The 16,436-nt window shown below is 55.7% G+C and carries 15 protein-coding genes; 3 read left to right on the plus strand and 12 right to left on the minus strand.

What is annotated here, in order from left to right:
• From QZ725_RS04675 to ndk, 4 genes are all read right to left on the minus strand, one after another.
• Entirely contained in the window at positions 1-1,038 is a 1,038-nt protein-coding gene (locus QZ725_RS04675) for a RodZ domain-containing protein (protein WP_293776794.1), read from the minus strand.
• Entirely contained in the window at positions 1,031-1,831 is an 801-nt protein-coding gene (pilW, locus tag QZ725_RS04680) for a type IV pilus biogenesis/stability protein PilW (protein ID WP_293776797.1), read from the minus strand. Before pilW ends, QZ725_RS04675 begins: the two co-directional genes overlap by 8 nt.
• Complete coding sequence (rlmN, locus tag QZ725_RS04685) at positions 1,831-2,994, minus strand: 23S rRNA (adenine(2503)-C(2))-methyltransferase RlmN (protein ID WP_293776800.1); 1,164 nt, start codon at positions 2,992-2,994, stop codon at positions 1,831-1,833. The genes pilW and rlmN overlap by 1 nt, the downstream gene beginning before the upstream one ends.
• An 84-nt stretch (positions 2,995-3,078) precedes the next feature.
• Complete coding sequence (gene ndk / locus QZ725_RS04690; protein WP_293776802.1) at positions 3,079-3,504, minus strand: nucleoside-diphosphate kinase; 426 nt, start codon at positions 3,502-3,504, stop codon at positions 3,079-3,081.
• A 189-nt stretch (positions 3,505-3,693) separates the two neighbouring features.
• Between ndk and QZ725_RS04695 the strand changes: the two genes are divergently transcribed.
• The gene (locus QZ725_RS04695) at positions 3,694-4,383 is read left to right on the plus strand and encodes a Bax inhibitor-1/YccA family protein (protein WP_293776804.1); all 690 of its coding nucleotides are present in this window, start codon (positions 3,694-3,696) and stop codon (positions 4,381-4,383) included.
• Between the two features lie 69 nt (positions 4,384-4,452).
• On the opposite strand, the gene rlmD is transcribed toward QZ725_RS04695, so the two are convergent.
• The 7 genes from rlmD to QZ725_RS04730 form a co-directional block, all read right to left on the minus strand.
• On the minus strand, positions 4,453-5,811 hold the full coding sequence (gene rlmD / locus QZ725_RS04700) for a 23S rRNA (uracil(1939)-C(5))-methyltransferase RlmD (protein WP_293776806.1): 1,359 nt from the start codon (positions 5,809-5,811) through the stop codon (positions 4,453-4,455).
• A gap of 125 nt (positions 5,812-5,936) precedes the next feature.
• Positions 5,937-6,965, minus strand: coding sequence for an RNA polymerase sigma factor RpoS (rpoS, locus tag QZ725_RS04705; protein WP_293776808.1), 1,029 nt, complete (start codon positions 6,963-6,965; stop codon positions 5,937-5,939).
• The gene (locus tag QZ725_RS04710; protein ID WP_293776810.1) at positions 6,965-7,810 is read right to left on the minus strand and encodes a peptidoglycan DD-metalloendopeptidase family protein; all 846 of its coding nucleotides are present in this window, start codon (positions 7,808-7,810) and stop codon (positions 6,965-6,967) included. Before QZ725_RS04710 ends, rpoS begins: the two co-directional genes overlap by 1 nt.
• A gap of 52 nt (positions 7,811-7,862) precedes the next feature.
• Positions 7,863-8,750: a protein-L-isoaspartate(D-aspartate) O-methyltransferase gene (locus QZ725_RS04715; protein ID WP_293776812.1), complete on the minus strand. Its 888-nt coding sequence runs from the start codon at positions 8,748-8,750 to the stop codon at positions 7,863-7,865.
• Positions 8,747-9,484: a 5'/3'-nucleotidase SurE gene (gene surE / locus QZ725_RS04720; RefSeq protein WP_293776814.1), complete on the minus strand. Its 738-nt coding sequence runs from the start codon at positions 9,482-9,484 to the stop codon at positions 8,747-8,749. The genes QZ725_RS04715 and surE overlap by 4 nt, the downstream gene beginning before the upstream one ends.
• A gap of 50 nt (positions 9,485-9,534) precedes the next feature.
• A complete protein-coding gene (locus QZ725_RS04725; RefSeq protein WP_366773717.1) occupies positions 9,535-11,427 on the minus strand; it encodes an ATP-dependent DNA helicase in 1,893 nt (630 codons plus the stop codon).
• A 217-nt stretch (positions 11,428-11,644) separates the two neighbouring features.
• Positions 11,645-11,845, minus strand: a complete 201-nt coding sequence (locus tag QZ725_RS04730; RefSeq protein ID WP_293776818.1) for a DUF465 domain-containing protein — start codon at positions 11,843-11,845, stop codon at positions 11,645-11,647.
• A gap of 218 nt (positions 11,846-12,063) precedes the next feature.
• Between QZ725_RS04730 and QZ725_RS04735 the strand changes: the two genes are divergently transcribed.
• A complete protein-coding gene (locus QZ725_RS04735; protein ID WP_293776821.1) occupies positions 12,064-12,867 on the plus strand; it encodes a PP2C family serine/threonine-protein phosphatase in 804 nt (267 codons plus the stop codon).
• A 298-nt stretch (positions 12,868-13,165) separates the two neighbouring features.
• On the plus strand, positions 13,166-15,967 hold the full coding sequence (locus QZ725_RS04740) for an EAL domain-containing protein (RefSeq protein WP_293776823.1): 2,802 nt from the start codon (positions 13,166-13,168) through the stop codon (positions 15,965-15,967).
• A 108-nt stretch (positions 15,968-16,075) separates the two neighbouring features.
• On the opposite strand, the gene QZ725_RS04745 is transcribed toward QZ725_RS04740, so the two are convergent.
• Positions 16,076-16,375 (minus strand): DUF883 domain-containing protein, encoded by a 300-nt coding sequence (locus QZ725_RS04745; protein WP_293776826.1) that lies wholly within the window; start codon positions 16,373-16,375, stop codon positions 16,076-16,078.
• Positions 16,376-16,436 lie beyond the last annotated feature (61 nt).

A 16,436-nucleotide genomic window follows, 5' to 3' on the forward strand; every position in this document is an offset into this window, starting at 1 on the left:
TTAATTTATATTCAGGCGGGCGACATTATTGCTGCTGGGCTTGATCTCCAGCGGCTGCCCGGCCACGCTCACCGTCACGGCGCTGGCGTTGCCCACCACGATGGAAACCGGGCCGGAAATGGCAAACGACTCGCTTGATCCCGCCTTGAAAATGCGCGAGACGACGATGCTGTTATCAGGACGCTTGACCTCTACCCAGCTATCCTCTTTCGCTTGCAAGCCCAAGAGCTTCTGCCCTTCTGCTGCGACCACAGGATTGCTGGCTGCATTTACTGCCGGCGCTTGCGTATTAGTCGGATTCGTGACGGTTGCGGCAGGTGCTGGCCTAGGTGCAGCCACGCTGGCCGCAGGTGCCACGTCACTCGTTGTTGCAGCGGGTGCGGAAGCTGCTGTAGGCGGCGTCACAACTGCAGGCTCAGATGGCGAAGCGGCAGCCGAAGGAGGCGCATCTTCAGAGAAGGTCTGCTGTGGAGTTGTCGGCTCGACGGGCGTTGTCACTTCGACTGGCAGCTCCTTGGTCACGCTGCCGTCCTGCGCGGTTGAAACGCTTCTATCGAAAGAGGGAATCCAGCCAGATCGTTGCGCAGCGAAAAACAGCACTCCGCATAGCACGGCAATACCCCCAATGACGATCGGCAGCGAAGGACCTCTACGTTTGCCAAACGGCACACTTGTTTCAGAAAAGGATGCCGACAACGGCGCACGCTCCGGCAAGATATTCGCGCTTGCAGCCTGGGGCTCGACCGCCGCCAGCATCGGCGCAGGATCGACACGCAACAATTTGGCATAGGCGCGAATAAAACCGCGCACGATGACCAGCCCTGGCAAGGCTTCGTAATGATCGGTTTCCAGCGCTTCCACCTGGCGTGGTGCCAGATTGAGCTGGCTCGCTACCTGCTCGATAGTCCAGCCGCGCGCCTGGCGCAACATGGTCAGTTGCGTCCCGGCGGAAGTACGCTGCTGCTCGGAAGCAACTGCTGTTGTCGCCTGCTCTGCAGGTTGGTCGTTCACTTCGTGATTTACTACTTGATCATTCATTGAAAGCTCCGCGCTGATAAGCGGCAAATTCGGCAGAGTTCGGAAAACGTCGGCCAAGCTGCGTGACCAGACTGACTTCGGCAGCGCGATCGCCCAGGCGACGCTCGATCTTGATCGCTGTCCACAAGGCTTCCGCCGTTACCTGATCCGATGTTGCCGCACGGCCGGCATAAAAACGTGCGTTGCGATAATCGCCGCGCGCATAGTAGAGCTTCGCCAGATTGATCGCGGTCGTCACACTAGAAGGATCGAGCCGGAAAGAATCGTTCAGGTATTTTTCTGCTGCAGCCAGGTTGTTCAACTTCATGCTGCACACTCCCGCATTCGTCATCGCCCGTGCAGGAGACTGAAAAGCGCGATTGCGCAAGGCTGCATCAAAATAGGGAATCGCCTGCTCGGCTCGTCCGTTCTGACACAAGAACCAGCCATAGTTATTGCTGAGGTCGGGGTCTTCCGGCGCCAGGCGCAAGGCACGCGCGAAATGTTCTTCGGCCAGACGCGTATCGCCCATATCCATATAGATCAAGGCAGCCATGCTGTAGGCATCAACAAAATTGGGCGCTGCCTGCAGCGCCTGCCTGACTTCATCCAGTGCGATCTGATATTGACGCTGCTGATAATACTCGGCAGCCAATTGCAAACGAATATGCGCACGACGTTGCGCATCGGTCGCATCGGGCCGCCCGGGATAATCACTACCTGCCACAGAAGCACCACCGCCGGCACAACCGGCAAGCAGCGCTACACATACCATACCGACCGAAAGAAAAAGCGAAGCGCGACCATGTTTCATCAGGATGAAATCTCCACGAGACGTCCGAAATTCTTGCCGAATTTTTCCTGATAGTCGGCCATTTTCTTCATCCGCTCCTGCACGCGCGTGCGGTCTTTGACCTCCCCGGCCAGTTGTCCGCACGCGGCATCGATATCATCACCGCGCGTCTTGCGCACCGTAGTGACGATGCCAGCATCCATCAGGACTTGGGCAAACGCCTTGATGCGCGGATTTTGCGAGCGCAATAAACCGGATTCGGGGAACGGATTGAAAGGAATCAGATTGAATTTGCACGGCACATCAGCCTCACGAACCAGTGCAATCAGCTCACGCGCGTGCTGATCAGTATCGTTGACACCATCCAGCATGCAATATTCAAAGGTAATGAAATCACGTGGTGCAAATTCGAGGTAGCGCTTGCACGCCGCCATCAATTCCACCAACGGATATTTCTTGTTCAACGGCACCAGACCGTCACGCAAGGGATCGTTCGAGGCATGCAGCGATACCGCCAGCGCCACGGCACAATCCTGCGACAGCTTATCAATCATCGGTACCACGCCACTGGTCGACAAGGTAACGCGACGACGCGACAGGCCGTAGGCGTTATCGTCGAGCATCAATCGCAACGCAGTGACAGTCGGTTCGTAATTGAGCAAGGGCTCGCCCATGCCCATCATGACGACGTTGGTAATCTGCCGCTCGCCTTTCGGCCCCGGCTCGATACCCTTGGTGCGACGCAATTCAAATTCGGCCATCCACAGTTGACCAATGATTTCGGCCACCGTCAGATTGCGGTTGAAACCCTGCTTGCCGGTAGAACAGAAACGGCAATTGACAGCGCAGCCCGCCTGCGTGGAAATGCACAGCGTGCCGCGATTTTCTTCGGGAATATAAACAGTCTCGACTGCATTGCCCTGCCCGACATCGACCAGCCACTTGCGTGTGCCATCGGCGGACGTGTGATCAGAAATAATGGCTGGCGCCTGAATGACAGCGCGCGTCTTGAGCTTTTCGCGCAGCGACTTGGCCAGATCTGTCATCGCATCGAAATCGCTCGCGCCGAACTGATGAATCCAGCGCTGCAATTGCTTGGCGCGAAACGGCTTCTCACCCAGCTCGCCACAATAGGCGGCAAGCTGTGCGGGATCAAAATCCAGCAGATTGGTGAGCGTCGTCATCGAACCATCTTCCTTGAAACATCAAAGGCGAACACAAGCGTTGTGCTCGCCATTTGCAATGCCGGCACACAGGCCGGCAAACAATCAACGCGAGTAAACGTTCAATGCAGGGAAGAAATATGCGATTTCATTCTTCGCGGTTTCTTCTGCATCGGAACCGTGAACAGCATTAGCATCGATCGAATCGGCGAAATCGGCGCGGATCGTGCCTTTGTCAGCCTTCTTCGGATCGGTTGCGCCCATCAGGTCGCGATTCTTGATGATAGCGCCTTCGCCTTCCAGAACCTGGATCATGACAGGACCGGAAATCATGAAGTCCACCAGATCCTTGAAGAAAGGACGGGCAGCGTGCACAGCGTAGAAACCTTCAGCTTCTGCACGCGACAATTGAGCCATGCGAGCTGCGACGATTTTCAGGCCGGCATTCTCGAAACGGGTGTAAATCTGGCCGATTACGTTCTTAGCCACGGCATCTGGTTTGATAATCGACAGGGTGCGTTCGATCGCCATCTGAAAAACTCCAATAAAAAGAAAGGGTTAAAAGAAGAAATTGATATTTCAACTAACCTTTGATTCTATCACGAAAGCCCATATACTACGAATAGATGCTTTGTGAGGATTTCGTTAAGAAGCGTTATACTAAAGCCCATGTAAAAGCTGCGAGACAGCAAAACATTTGAGTTCCAACCTGGAGAAGCCATGAACAACCTCGACCACACTTTCGGCTCGGCAACGTCGGTAGCAGTAACGCGCAACCGCGTGCTGCGCAATACCTACTGGCTGCTGGCCATTTCCATGATTCCGACCGTGCTGGGCGCCTGGATGGGCGTGCAGTTCAACTTCACCTTCTTTTCAGGCAGCCCGTTTATCGGACTGATGGTTTTCCTGGGGATTGCATTCGGCTTCTTTTATGCCATTGAAAAAACCAAGAATTCAGGCCTGGGTGTAGCGCTGTTGCTGGGCTTCACCTTCTTCATGGGACTGATGCTGTCGCGCCTGATCGGGCACATTCTCGGTTTTGCCAACGGCACCTCGCTGATCATGATGGCTTTTGGCGGTACGGCAACCATTCTGTTCGTCATGGCCTCGGTTGCCACCGTGACCAAGCGTGATTTCTCGGGCATGGGCAAATGGCTGTTCATGGGCGTGCTGGTGATCCTGCTGGCTGCCGTTGCCAATATCTGGCTGCAACTGCCGGCGCTGCAACTGACAATCTCGGTTTTGGCAATCGGCATTTTCTCGGCCTTCATCCTGTATGACGTGCAACGCATCGTCAATGGCGGTGAAACCAATTACATCACTGCTACGCTGAGCCTGTACCTGAGTGTCTACAACATCTTCGCCAATCTGCTGTCGTTGCTCGGCATCTTTGGTGGCGAGCGCGACTAACGCTCTCCAATCGCAAAAAAGCCGACCTGTTGGTCGGCTTTTTTCTTGGCATTTCCACGAACTACGCCATCAGGCATCGCGCAATTCGAATACACCCATGGATTCGACGTGCGAGGTATGCGGAAACATGTTGACCACACCCGCATTCTTCAACACATAACGGCCCTGATTGACCAGAATTGCCGCATCGCGCGCAAGCGTAGAAGGACTACAGGAAACATATACTAGGCGTTTGGGCAGCAAGTCCGGATGCATTTGCCCAAGCTCCACCAATGCCTCGCACACAGCCTGTGCACCATCGCGTGGCGGATCGATCAGCATACGATCAAAGCGGCCAAGCGCCACGAAATCTTCCGCCTTGGCCTCAAAGAGGTTGCGGCAGTAAAAAGTGGTCTTGTCGGCTACACCATTGGCACGCGCATTTTCCAGCGCGCGTTCAGTCAGCGTGGTGCTGCCTTCAATACCGACAACTTCGCGCACTTGCGTGGCGATCGGCAAGGTAAAGTTGCCCAATCCGCAGAACAAATCGGCAATGCGTTCATTAGCTTGAGCATCGAGCAAACGCAAGGCACGCGCCACCAGTACACGATTGATCTGGTGATTAACCTGCGTGAAATCAGTTGGCTTGAAAGGCATGCGCACGCCGAATTCCGGCAGACGATAATACAGTTCGCCATCGTCGCTGCGTAACGGATGTACCGAGTCGGGCCCGGCCGGCTGCAGCCACCATTGCACGCCATAGTCTGCGGCAAATGCGACAAGCTTCTGCTCATCTTCAGCGGTTAATGGCGCCATGTTGCGCAAAACGAGAGCAGTGGTTTGCCCCTGTTCATTTTCACCGACGGCCAATTCGATCTGCGGAATGCGATCAAAAAGCGACAACGAAGCAATCAGGCTACGCAATGGAAGCAGCATCGCCGACACATGCGCGGGCAGAATCTGGCAAGACCGCATGTCTGCCACGTAGATCGATTTGCGCTCATGGAAACCAACCAGCACCCCGCCCTTCTTGGGCACGTTGCGTACAGAGATGCGCGCACGGTAACGGTAACCCCAGGTCGGCCCATGAATCGGCCGCATCATGCGTTCAGCCGATACCTTGCCGATGTGCTTGAGATTGTCTTCGAGAATGCGCTGCTTCATGGCCACTTGCGCATTCGCCTCCAAATGTTGCATCGAGCAACCACCACACACACCGAAATGCTCGCAACGCGGCATCACGCGCTGTGAGGACTCGCGATGCAAGGCGGTCATGCGTGCCGCTTCCCAATTCGGCTTCTTGCGGAACGAGGAATAACTCACCCGCTCCCGCGGCAAGGCACCTTCAACGAACACGACCTTGCCGGGCGTGCCGTCTTCATTTTGCATGTGGCCGATGCCACGTGCTTCAGCATCCAGGGATTCGATTACAAGAACGTTTTGCTGCATAGCGATGCTGCTTTCGCGCCCGACAAGGCGTAATGAAAGGGGTGAAAAATTCAGAGAGACAGGATGATAACAAACCCGTGCGGGTGGGCTGCAGAAAAACTGCGAAGGGAAAAATCGAAGAAGGTCTAGAGCAAGGAATCCTTGCCGACCCCGGTGCGCGACAAAGATCGCTTGAGTTTGGCCAGCGATTCCTGCTGGATCTGCCGAATGCGCTCGCGTGTGACGCCCATTTCCACGGCCAGTTCTTCGAGCGTGGCCGGATCGTCATTATCGAGACCGAATCGACGTGTGACCACAATCCGCTGTTTGTCCGACAGTTGCGCCAACCAGTCACGTACGAGTACGGCGATTTCATGGTGCTCGGCAACCGCATCGGGGTCGGACGAATGATCGTCCTGCAGCAGATCGATCAGACTGGACTGCGGATCGCCATCCAGCGGCGCATCGAGCGATGTCGCATGCTCCGACAGCGCCAGAATATCCTGCACATCCTCCACACTGCGATCGACCAGATGCGCAATGTCCTCAGCCGTGGCTTCCTTGCCGTCGTGATGTTGCGCTTCAAGATGGAACTTGGCACGCAAAGTCTGGTTAAGTTCGCGCACCACATGCACCGGCAAACGTACCGTACGCGCCTGATTCATGATCGCGCGTTCGATACTCTGGCGTATCCACCAGGTGGCATAAGTGGAAAATCGGAAACCGCGCTCGGGCTCAAATTTATCGATGGCACGCATCAGCCCCAGATTGCCCTCCTCGATCAGATCAAGAAGGACCACGCCACGATTGATGTAGTGCTTGGCAATCGACACGACCAGACGCAGATTGTGTTCGATCATCTTTTGCCGGCCGGCGAAATCCCCTTGCTTGGCGAGCGTGGCGTAATGCACCTCTTGCTCGACCGTCAGCAATGGACGCGAACCGATCTGGTTCAGGTAATGCTGGGTCGTATCGGTGGATAGCTCAGTGGAGAGGACTTTCTTGATTTCGTCGATGCCGACGACTTCAACCGCCGACGACTGCAAATCGGCATCTGCCAGCTCCTCTTCCTCACCCTCGTCTTCGCGCTCTTCGTCAGGCTGAAACGACAGATCACGCTCAAGAGCGTCAGGGCTGTCTTCTTCGTCAGGACGTCCGGCGCGATTACGTGTCATCAGCGTGCGGGCAGAAATTTGGATGGATCGACCGGCTTGCCTTGCTGCCGGATCTCGAAATGCAGTTTAACCGAATCGGCGTCCGAATCGCCCATTTCGGCAATCTTTTGTCCCTTGGTCACGCTCTGGCCTTCCTTTACGGCGATCGACTTGTTGTGCGCATAGGCAGACAACAAGGTGTTCGTATGCTTGACGATGACCAGATTGCCATAACCACGAATACCGCTGCCGGCGTACATGACTTTGCCGGCACCGGCTGCCAGCACCGGCTGACCGGATTTGCCAGCAATATCGACACCCTTCTTGTTGTCATCGAAACTGCTGATCACACGACCTTCCGCCGGCCACATCCAGGACACAGCGTCTTCGTCGCCTGCCGTATCGGATTTCTGCGCATCATTCGCGGCGGTTTCCGAATAAGGACGTTTCTCGCCATTCGGCGTCGTCTTGTTGGCCGGCGTGCTTGGCGGCGTCGACAGCGAACGCGTTTCCACGCCCGAACTGGTCGCTACCGCACCGACCTGCGCGCCACCGGAAGTACGGCCACCCGCATCGGGCGAGGTGACACGCAACACTTGTCCGACCTTGATGTCATTCGGATTGGAGAGATTGTTCCATGTCACCAGTTCGCTGTAGCTCTGACCGAAATCCAGGGCAATGCGGTAGAGAGTGTCGCCACGCTTGACTGTGTAATAACCACTTTCATCGGCCTTCTTCGGCGCACTGGCTGATGTGCTGCTGCCAGTCGTGCGATCGCTGACGGGCGCTGGCGAACGCGGCGCAGTCGTACATGCCGCGAGGGAGGTCAACGTCAGGGCCACGCAAGTCAGTCTTAATTTGTTCATTCTCATTACTTCAATCTTCCTGTGGATACATGCCAGTGCACGGACTGCCGGATCAGGAAAGCGTTCCCGGTCGCAGCGGCACAAAATGGCAGTCTTCGAGCGTCGTGCTGTTCCAGTCGAACTTGCTGACACGCTCTATCAATTGCAATACTTGTCGGCGATCGCCAACGGGAGCGATCAAACGACCGCCAATGGCCATCTGATCGAGCAGGGCCTGCGGCACCTCCATTCCGGCAGCAGCCAGAATGATGCCGTCGAACGGCGCAACCTGCGGCAGACCAAGCATACCATCTCCATAATGGAGCCGGATGTTTGCCACTCGCATGGGCCGCAAATTGGTTTTGGCCAATTCATGCAAACCCTTGATACGCTCGATGGAGTAGACCTCTTTCGCTACCAGCGACAGCACCGCTGCCTGATAACCGCAACCCGTACCGATTTCCAGCACCCGATTGAGTGCGCCACCATTGTTATTGTTCCGCAAGATTTCGATCATGCGGGCAACAATGTAGGGTTGCGAAATCGTCTGGTGGTAACCGATCGGCAATGACGCATCGATATAGGCCTGGCTGCGCAATGCCGGCTCCATGAACAGATGACGCGGCACGGCCTCCAATGCAGCCAATACTTTCTGGTCTTTCACGCCCTGCTTTGCGACACGCGTCACCATCGCCTTGCGCACCGCCTCGGACACCATCGGGCTCGGACGTTGTTCCGATACGGCGGCAGCGTTCGCTTGCCGTACAGGAGGCGCCGACCGTGCTGCATCCGTTACAGGGATTTTGGCCGGGACATGCCGTGATGCATTCAGCGTAGCCGTCTGCGGCGTGGCAACCCGTGTGCCGGCAGATCGTACCGGTTCTGCACGTTGTCCGGCACGAGAAGGCTTTTGCGCGATCGATGAAAGCGACAGCGGAAATCGCTTGGGCTTGTCGGTCACGGCAGCATCCTCTTCAGCTCGGCCAATTGCTTCGTGTGAGTCAGATCGATCTGCAGCGGCGTAATCGACACATGTCCTTGCGCAGTCGCATAAAAATCCGTGCCCTCACCCGCATCTTTTTCACCACCGCACGGACCAATCCAGTATATTTCACGCCCTTGCGGGTCTTGAGCACGAATGACGGCCTCCGATGGATGGCGTTTGCCCAGACGTGTCGCCACCGGTCGCTTCAGCTCCGCATATGGCAGATTTGGAATATTGACGTTGAGCAGGAAATGCTCCGGAAAGAGCTCGAATCGACGCTCGACGATATCGCGCGCCACGCGTGCTGCCGATGCCACTTCCGCCCAGCCTTTTTCTACCTGGGAAAAGGCGATTGCCGGCAATCCGAAAAGATGCCCTTCGGTAGCGGCCGCAACCGTCCCGGAATAGAGCGTATCGTCGCCCATGTTCTGGCCCTGGTTGATACCTGAGACGATCAGATCTGGCGGCTCGCTCAGGATGCCGGTCAAGGCAATGTGCACACAATCCGAAGGCGTGCCATTGATGAAGTAGAAACCGTTGGACGCTTGAAATACCGAAAGCGGCCGATCCAGCGTCAGGGAATTGGAACTGCCGGAGCGATTACTATCCGGAGCAACGACCGTGATATCGGCTATCGGTGCCAACGCATCGGCCAATGCCACAAGGCCGGGGGCAAGGTAACCGTCGTCATTGCTGATGAGAATTTTCATGCGCAGATTTTACCTGAAGCATGCTGCTGCAAGGCAAGCGCACATGCGCATCAGGGCAACTTTTCCGACGCCATCAATTGCTCGCGCGCCAGCGTGGCGAAGAAATCGCAGACTACCGTCAGTTCACGCGTTCGCTTGAAAGGCGGCAGACTTTGCCAGATGCGTCGGCCATAGGGCTTGGTGATGAGCCGCGGGTCGCAAATCATCAGCACGCCCTTGTCCTTTTCATCGCGAATCAGACGCCCTGCCCCTTGCTTGAGGTTGATGATGGCAGCCGGAAGCTGGTGATGCATGAAGCCGTTGAGGCCTTTCTTTTCCAGCGCTTCGATACGTGCCGCCAGCACCGGATCGTCGGGTGGCGAGAACGGCAACTTGTCGATAATGACCAGTGACAGCGCATCGCCGCGCACGTCCACGCCCTCCCAGAAACTCTGGCTGCCGATCAACACGGCATTGCCGGCTGCGCGGAAACGGTCGAGCAGCTCGGTACGCCCGGCTTCACCTTGCACCATCAATGGAAACGGCAGATTGCGTTTCTCGAATTCTTCGCGCAGACGCTCGGCAGCACGATTGACGGCACGAATAGTCGTGCAAAGCAGGAAGGTACGTCCGCCAGCCGCTTGAATGACCGGCAAGGCGGCATCGATCACGGCATCCGTATAGTCGAGCGAATTCGGCTGCGGCAAATTTTCTGGAACGTACAAAATACCCTGATTCGGGTAATCAAACGGACTCGGCCATGTTTGCGCCGGTTCGTCCCACAATCCCATCTGCGCACTGTAGTGGTTGAAATCGTTTTTGACCGCCAGCGTCGCCGACGTGAAAATCCAAGACCGCGGCACACCTTCCCGCTGCTTGTTGAAAATGGGCGCAATCGACAACGGTGTGCGGTGCAGTTGCAACGACGACGAAAATGCCTCCACCCACAACACACTTTCCTGGCCAATAATGACGTCGCCTTCTTGCGGCTTGTTCCAGTTTTCCAACCGTGCCATCAGCTCGATGGCACGTGTGCGACATTGCTCGATCGTTTCGGCACGTTCGGCCTGTTTTCCCAGCACCGCGATCATGTCGTCCATCTTGTCCATCAGCGTGTCGAGTGCCGGGAAGAACGGACTGGAGGCGGCAATCTGATTGACGGCCAGCCGCACCACATCCTGTGGAAACGTCAGACGCAGATCACGCGCAGCCTTTTCCACCACAGTGACCGTAGCAGGCCAGTCAGCACCGTCGCGCGCATGGGCCAATCCTTCCGCCAGGACGTCGCGGCAGAGTTCGAGAATCTGTGAAGTCGAAATGGTTTCGCCAAAGAATAACGTGGCAGTTTCCGGCAATTGATGGGCTTCATCGAAGATCACCGTATTCGCCGCCGGCAGAAGTTCCGCCATGCCGGTGTCCTTGAGCGCCACATCGGCAAAGAACAAATGATGATTGACGACGACCACGTCAGCCTGCTGCGCCTCCTTGCGCGCTTTCATGACGAAGCAATCCTGGTAGTACTGGCACTCCGCACCCATGCAGGTATCACGTGTCGACGTCACGAGGTTCCACACCGATGCCGTTTCGGGCACACGCGACAGTTCGGCCTTGTCGCCAGAGCCCGTGGTTTTCATGAAGCGTGAAATCTCGCGCAGATAACCGACATCTTCTCGCGAAGTCATGCGGCCGTTCTGCAGCGTGCGCTCCAGATGAAAATGACAAACATAGTTGGCACGTCCCTTGAGCAGAGCGACTGACACCGGCGCACTCAAGGCCTTGCGGACCGAGGGAATATCACGAAGATAAAGCTGGTCCTGCAAATTCTTGGTCCCGGTCGATACGATGACCTTGCCGCCCCACAGCAGTGCCGGCACCAGATAGGCAAACGTCTTGCCAGTTCCCGTACCTGCCTCAGCAATCAGCGTTTGCTGATTGGCAATGGCGCGCGCGATGGCCTTCGCCATTTCGGTTTGCGCGAGTCGTGGACGAAAGCTGCCTACGGCATGCCCGAGCGGACTCTGCGTCCCGAACAGACGATCGATGTCGTCATCATGCGAGACGGGCGCGGCGGGAGGATCTATCGGTGCAGGAATCAAAACAGCTCGTTGCTAAAGGTCGTGCGATGAAATCAGAAAACGAAATGGCGACGTGCCATCGTCTGATTGGACAGCAAAAGGAAACTCAGGCAGGAATATCGGGGATCAGTTGCATCTTCAGCAACATGATGTTGTCTTTCAGTTGCAACTTGCGCTTTTTCAAACGACGTAATTGCAATTCATCATGACGCCCGCTCTGGGTGAGCATATCGATCACAAGATCCAGATCGCGATGCTCAACTTCCAGTTCGACAATGCGCCGCTGAATATCCTGGGATGAACTCATAGTTTGGGTGCATTCGAAGGGAAAAAGGATGACTGCCTGTAACGCGGAAAAATGGCCTGAACTGCATTACTGCTGCAATTTCACCGAAATTGTTAAATTCGGCTGGCAAAAAATCTGCTGCTCATGTAAAACATTCTTACAATTTACCAGACGCCTGTGCATATTGCCCATGCATAATCGCCCGATTGAGTGAGCCATAGTTTACTGCACCCGCGATAATGAGCCAATACAAGATCGAGGCCGGCACCGGTCAGCACATCGGCGATCGTGCCGAACAACAGGATCGCATGGCCTTGCTGACTGCGCCCAAGGCTCCGGGGTACATGCTGGCGGTCATGGCTGACGGCATGGGCGGCAGCTCGGGCGGTACCCTGGCTGCGGAGCAGGTCGTGCACACCGCGCAACAAGTCTTCGAACGCTTTTCGCCATTAACAGACGAGCCCGCTGCCATCCTGCACGAGATCGCGCGCGAAGCCGACATCGTGATTCGTCTTTCCGCCCTCACGAACGATGAAAAACCGCACAGCACAGTCGTACTATTGATGATCACGCCCAAAGGCGAAGCCATCTGCGGCCACGCTGGCGATTCTCGCCTCTATCGTTTTTCCGGGCCAAACTGCCTTTTCAAGACGCGTGATCATACGTATCAGGAATCTCTTGCTGCTCGCGATCCCGAAGCGGCTAAACAAATCGATCCTGCGAAGGCACATCTTCTGGTCCATTTTCTCGGCGGTCGACAAAAAAATGTGCAATTGGAGGTGGCGCATCAGCCCAATCTCGCTGTGGGCGATGCCTTTCTTCTTTGCACCGATGGCCTGTGGCAATATTTCAGTGACGCGGAACTCGGCGCAGCCATTGCGACACACGCACCGCGACAGGCATGCGAAATGCTTGTCCATAAGGCCAGAGAACGCGGGAAAAACCGCAATGCGGACAATTGTTCGCTCATCGTCATCAAGATTGCACAGGCAGAAGAAAAAGCGTCCGCCGTGAAAGCCCGCAGCATGCGGCGTGCCGTTTAACGTGCTACCCCTATGAGGAAAACACGTAATACATTTGGGTTTTCTTATGGAAACTCTTTGTTTGCAAACAGAGTCAGAATGGGTAAAGCAGCGTGATGAACACCATCTGACTGAGCCATTCTGGCGAAACGTTGCATTGCAAACTCTACGTGCATTACAGCAAGACACGAAAACAACATCTGAAGAATTTTTTTAATTGCTTAAAGCGCCATCGGACTTGGCTCTTGCCAAGCATTCAATTACCGTATCTCCAGCGTAGCGCCCGTGAGCGCGGCGCATTCACAGGCTGAACATTGTTTTGAAAACCTCTTTTACTTCGCGTCTGCATTTCGACAGTTTGCGCGTTCGCTTGCTGGTACTGGTTCTGCTCGCCATTGTCCCTCCCGTGATCCTCACCGTGTACGGAGCCTGGAAAGAAAGACAGCAGGCGATTGCCATGGCGGAAGAGAATCTGCAGCAGATGACGCAATTGGCCGCGACAAGCGAGGCGCGCCTGATCGACGGGGCGCGCCAGCTCATGAGCGTGTTGTCCACGGTGCCAGAATTGCGCGGCAATCCACGTACCTGCGCGCGCTTTCTCGCCGAAGTGCAGCAACGTAATGAAGGCTATGTCAACTTCGGTCTGATCCAGCTCAATGGCGATGTAACGTGCAGTGCCCAACCGCTGGCTGGCAAGCTGAACTTGGGCAATCGCGACTATTTCCGCAAGACGGTGGAGCAAGCCAAGTTCGTCGCCGGGGACTATGTATTTGGTAACAACAGCGGCAAACATGCCATCAATCTGACATATCCGGTAATCAATACAAAAGGGCAAGTGACTGCCGTACTGTTCGCGGCGCTCGACCTCAGCTACCTGGATCGATTCGTCAGCGACATCATCCTACCCAGTGGCGCAGTCCTGATCACGGCCGATAGTCGCGGCACTATAATTGCACGCCGTCCCGAACCGGAAAAATGGATAGGCACGCGTACCGCTCCTTCCCTATTCGACGTCATGATCAAGGTGGGCTTCGGCACATCCGAATTAAAGGACCCCGACGGCATCACGCGCCTCTACGCCTTTGCACCGGTCGGGACTACAGATGTATCCGGCTTCAAGGTCAGCATCGGCATCCCGCTCGATGAAATCGTTGCACCAGCCAATCGCCTGCAAATGATGGAACTGAGCACACTGGCCATCATTGCATTGCTGGCATTGGCAGCGGCCTGGTTTGTCGGCGATGTCATCATTCTGCGTCGCGTCAAGGCACTGGTGCGCACGGCCAACCAGATCGCGGCCGGCAATCTGAATGCACGTACCGGCATCGAGCATGGCAGGGAAGAGATTAGCCAATTGGCGCGCGCCTTCGATACGATGGTCATTTCGCTGCAACAGAACGAGTCAGAACGCGCGCAATCTGCTGCCATTTTGTTCATGGAAAAGGAACGCGCCCAGGTAACGCTGGAATCGATTGCCGATGCTGTCATCACCACAGACAAGCGCGGGCATATTGAATACATGAATCCGGTTGCCGAAGAATTGACCGGCTGGACCAAGGCCGAAGCCGAAGGTTTGCCGTCTTCGATGGTGTTCCGTATCTTCAACGGTTTCACGCGTGAGCCGGTAGCCAATCCCGTCGAAGCGGTATTGGAACTGCATGAAAATGTCGAACTGAGCAAAGACACCGTGCTGATCAGCCGCAACGGGATGGAGTACGCCGTCGAAGATTCGGCCGCACCGATTCGCGATCGCGACGGCAAACTGACTGGCGTCGTCCTGGTGTTCCATGACGTGACCGATTCGCGCAAACTGGCCATCCAATTGTCGCATCAGGCCGCCCACGACCCGCTCACTGGCCTGTTCAATCGTCGCGAATTCGAACGCCGTCTGGAACTTGCGATTGATGGCTTGGCGCGCCAATCACGGCAGCATGCGCTGCTTTTCATGGATCTCGACCAGTTCAAGATCGTCAACGATACCTGCGGTCATAGCGCCGGCGACGAATTGCTGCGCCAGATCACCGCCCTGCTCCAACCGCTGGTGCGCGATAGCGATACCCTCGCGCGTCTCGGCGGCGACGAGTTTGGTGCTTTCCTCGAAAACTGTTCGCCGGACTCCGCTGCACGCATTGCCGAGAAATTGCGGCAGACCATCTGCAGTTTCCATTTCGTCTGGCAAGACAAGATCTTCCCGATTGGTGTCAGCATCGGGCTCGTGAATTTCAGCACGAACGTACTTTCCCTGCCCGACCTGCTAACAGCAGCCGATACCGCCTGCTACATGGCGAAGGATGCCGGCCGCAATCAGGTGCATGTGTATCGACCAGAAGATCATCAGCAGGCAACGCGCGAAGGCGAGGTCAAATGGAATGAGCGCATTCAGCAGGCGTTCGAAAACGACCGCTTCCGCCTGACGGCACATCGCATCGTCAACCTTAAAGCCGCCGCAGACAATCAATTGTTCGATGAGCTTTGTCTCTACATGACCGACGGGAATGGCGGCATGATCCCACCTTCCGCCTTCATGCCCGCAGCAGAACGCTATCACTTCATGCCGACCATTGATCGCTGGATCATACGCACTGCCCTGTCACAGCATGCTGCGACTCTGCAAGCGGCTGGTGGCGTCGGCACACATATCCTGATGGTGCGCGTTTCCGGCAACTCGCTTGATGATGAACATTTCCTCGACTTTATCCACGAGCAATTTGCGGAATTCCACCTGCCGTATTCCTCGATCTGCTTTGCACTCGCGGAAACCACCGCCATCACCAACCTGACGCGTGCACTGGCCTTCATCGACGCACTGAAGCAGCGTGGCGCACTATTCGCGCTGGATGATTTTGGCAGCGGCATGTCCTCTTTTGCCTATCTCAAACACCTGCACGTCGATTTTCTCAAGATCGACGGCAACTACATCAAAGGGCTGGTGAGCGACCCCGTCGATCATGCCAAGGTAGAAGCTATCGAACGCATCGCCAGCGTGATGGGTCTGCAAACGATTGCACAAAAAGTCGAAGATCAGGACACGCTGACGCAACTGCAAAAAATTGGTATCGGCTACGCACAAGGCAAGGTTATCGCAGCGCCTGTATCGTTCTATCCGCAGCCCGAACAATAAGACCCAGAAATAACTGAATAAAAAAAGCCGGTGTTTCTGCATAACAGAAACACCGGCTTTTTTGTCGGCGGTCATATCTGACCGCCGCTTATCTCATTACAAACCTGCTTACTTGCGGGAGAACAAGAAACCCGCCAACAAGCCAATCCCGGCAGAGATTGCAACGGCACGCCACGGGTTTTGATGCACATAGTCATCGGTCGTCGCAGCCACTTCTTTGGTACGCGCAGCGGCAACAGCCGGCATTTCACGCGCGGCGGCCATGGCCGAATTGAACAGCTCCGCGCATTTCTGGCTCAATTCCCCTGCTTTTTCGTGGGCATCGGCTTGGACTTCGCGCGCCAGTTCCTTGGCATCCTTTTTCAGATTTTTTACATCGTCGGCAACGTCGTCAACTTTAGAATTCATTATCTAGCTCCTTGCGTTAGTGACCGGACATTCCGCCCGAAAGCGGAATGATTGTAAGAAT

The organism is uncultured Oxalicibacterium sp. (assembly GCF_913776015.1).
Lineage (GTDB): Bacteria > Pseudomonadota > Gammaproteobacteria > Burkholderiales > Burkholderiaceae_D > Oxalicibacterium.

Excerpts from the sequence above, each read along its gene's own strand:
- QZ725_RS04675 (WP_293776794.1), bottom strand. The coding sequence starts at position 1,038 with ATGAATGATCAAGTAGTAAATCACGAAGTGAACGACCAACCTGCAGAG.
- pilW (WP_293776797.1), bottom strand. The coding sequence starts at position 1,831 with ATGAAACATGGTCGCGCTTCGCTTTTTCTTTCGGTCGGTATGGTATGT.
- rlmN (WP_293776800.1), bottom strand. The coding sequence starts at position 2,994 with ATGACGACGCTCACCAATCTGCTGGATTTTGATCCCGCACAGCTTGCC.
- ndk (WP_293776802.1), bottom strand. The coding sequence starts at position 3,504 with ATGGCGATCGAACGCACCCTGTCGATTATCAAACCAGATGCCGTGGCT.
- QZ725_RS04695 (WP_293776804.1), top strand. The coding sequence starts at position 3,694 with ATGAACAACCTCGACCACACTTTCGGCTCGGCAACGTCGGTAGCAGTA.
- rlmD (WP_293776806.1), bottom strand. The coding sequence starts at position 5,811 with ATGCAGCAAAACGTTCTTGTAATCGAATCCCTGGATGCTGAAGCACGT.
- rpoS (WP_293776808.1), bottom strand. The coding sequence starts at position 6,965 with ATGACACGTAATCGCGCCGGACGTCCTGACGAAGAAGACAGCCCTGAC.
- QZ725_RS04710 (WP_293776810.1), bottom strand. The coding sequence starts at position 7,810 with ATGAACAAATTAAGACTGACTTGCGTGGCCCTGACGTTGACCTCCCTC.
- surE (WP_293776814.1), bottom strand. The coding sequence starts at position 9,484 with ATGAAAATTCTCATCAGCAATGACGACGGTTACCTTGCCCCCGGCCTT.
- QZ725_RS04725 (WP_366773717.1), bottom strand. The coding sequence starts at position 11,427 with ATGGCGAAGGCCATCGCGCGCGCCATTGCCAATCAGCAAACGCTGATT.
- QZ725_RS04730 (WP_293776818.1), bottom strand. The coding sequence starts at position 11,845 with ATGAGTTCATCCCAGGATATTCAGCGGCGCATTGTCGAACTGGAAGTT.
- QZ725_RS04735 (WP_293776821.1), top strand. The coding sequence starts at position 12,064 with ATGAGCCAATACAAGATCGAGGCCGGCACCGGTCAGCACATCGGCGAT.
- QZ725_RS04745 (WP_293776826.1), bottom strand. The coding sequence starts at position 16,375 with ATGAATTCTAAAGTTGACGACGTTGCCGACGATGTAAAAAATCTGAAA.